Source organism: Brunnivagina elsteri CCALA 953, assembly GCF_002289455.1.
GTDB lineage: Bacteria > Cyanobacteriota > Cyanobacteriia > Cyanobacteriales > Nostocaceae > Brunnivagina > Brunnivagina elsteri.
Map to the genome: position 1 here is coordinate 1 of NZ_NTFS01000672.1, position 2023 is coordinate 2023.

At 37.3% G+C, this 2023-nt stretch carries 3 protein-coding genes; 1 reads left to right on the plus strand and 2 read right to left on the minus strand.

From position 1 onward, the window contains the following. Together CK510_RS29715 and CK510_RS29720 are read right to left on the minus strand one after the other, a co-directional pair. A partial coding sequence (locus CK510_RS29715) for a transposase family protein (protein WP_143289510.1) occupies positions 1-682 on the minus strand: 682 nt, incomplete at its 3' end. A 113-nt stretch (positions 683-795) separates the two neighbouring features. Next, complete coding sequence (locus CK510_RS29720; protein WP_095725034.1) at positions 796-1377, minus strand: caspase family protein; 582 nt, start codon at positions 1375-1377, stop codon at positions 796-798. A gap of 140 nt (positions 1378-1517) precedes the next feature. On the opposite strand from CK510_RS29720, the gene CK510_RS29725 reads away from it, so the two are divergent. Beyond that, a partial coding sequence (locus CK510_RS29725) for a CU044_2847 family protein (RefSeq protein WP_245912511.1) occupies positions 1518-2023 on the plus strand: 506 nt, incomplete at its 3' end.

Here is a 2023-nt window from a genome sequence, read left to right on the forward strand (position 1 = left end):
ATTCTGTTACTAAACTTTTATACCCTTGCCACAAATCTATACTTACCTCTTCTATTTGTTCTAAAGCCTCAAAGCCCCATTCTATAAGGGCTTTTCTGATTGCATCTTGTGTGCCATCGCTTAAAACAGCAATGAGTTTAGATGTATCTAAGTCTACTAATACTGCACAATAGTTACCTTTCCCTTTAATAAGAGCTATTTCATCGAGTCCAAGTCTTTTTAGATTCAAAGGTTTTAAATTGGGTAATGATTCGGATGCATCTTTTAACATCCGCTCTATTTCTTCTGTAGTAACTATACCTTTCGATGCTACGCTATGAATATCAGAATCTAATACGTCTTGTATAGTCTTATTAGCAAGTCGGTTTGTATAAGTTCTTTTCTTTCTGACAAAATCTAAGTCTTCGCTAAATGGTTTTTTACATATTTCACATTTGAACTGTCGTCTATTGATCTCTAAAAATACTGGGTTATCTCCAAAAGGTAAGTCTTTAACAATATGTCGATGATTTTGGTGTAATCTTTCACTTTTTGTGCCACACTTAGGACAAGTACTATATATTTTTTTTGATTCGGTTTGTAAAATTATTCCAATCCCATCGTAAAGGCAATGAGATATAACTTTTATATCTCCTAAATCAATAAGTTCTGTTAGAATTTTAATATCTCTTTTGCTAGTCATAACTGTAAAATCACATGAAAATAGCCTGAATGCTATTTACAGTTAATAATAGATATTACTTACATGTCAATTCCCACAGTGCTTTTATTCGATTTCTGATACATTTTTTAACATCATTTGCTAGTTATTGCTAATAATTTGGCATAATAAGTACTGAAGAACCATTTTCTTCTTTCTTCCCTGTTGCAGTTGATAAAATAAACCTGCTCTAACAACGCTCGATTTCCCACTTCCCGAAGCACCCAATACTGACAACAATCCAACCAAATTATTTGCTGCTTAACTTCGCTTTCCTGCAATAATTGCCGCAACCATTGCAAAGACAAACCCCAGTTAGCCAAATCCGGATTTACATCACTCGGCGCCAAAAATCCTTGGTGAATACCACCGCGACTTTTCCGCAACCCATGACCGGAAAAATACAGAAGTGCCGTGTCAGGAATATTTTTCCCTTCCGGTTTGAATAATTGGACTATAGCCTCTTCTAACTGAGTTAAACTGACTTGAGTTTTCTGCCCCACCCGAATTGTATTATTTTGCTTATCTTTAACCGCAGGTAGGCGTTTAACGTTAAACTCACCGTATTCTTCCAAAAATTTTGATATTGCTTCCGCATCCTGCGCTGGTGCTGTTAAATTACTCAGACGCTCATAACTATAGGTATTAATGCCAACAACTAAAGCGTCTCGACTCATAACAGCAAGCCTTACTTAGTTTTCGATAGTAATTATTTCACTTATACAGCTACAAAATATTTACCACGATTTCCGAGTAAAAATACCGAAATCCTGTTTTAATTAGTAATTATTGTGTTTTTGCTAAATCCACCCTTCCCATGACCAAACTCACGCCCATCCAACTAGATGACAACACAATCATCTACATCGAAGCATCAGAAGACGTGAATATTCTCCCTGTCGCTAGCGAAGAGGAGGAAGAAGAAGCATTAGACGAAAAGGGAATGAGTCCTGAAGCAGTTCGCAAGCAAATGGCACAAAATTTCCAGGCAATTCAAGGCACGATTCGCGCTTACACAGTTTATACCTTGAATGCCTTTAAGCAAATGCCGATCGCAAACACGAATGTAGATAAAGTTACCTTAGAATTCGGTATCGAACTCGGTGGAGAAGCTGGGGTTCCCTACGTGACGAAAGGTACAGCTAAAAGCAATATGAAGATTACCGTTGAATGTTCGGTATCCCATCAATACTTCGGGGTAAAGATTTATTCTGGCATCCACGACCAACCAAACGGGTTAAGCGAGGATTTGTCCCGAATAATACTGCCCAAAGATGGGATATTTCCGATCAAAGAAATGCGATCGCGGATATACTCAAAAAA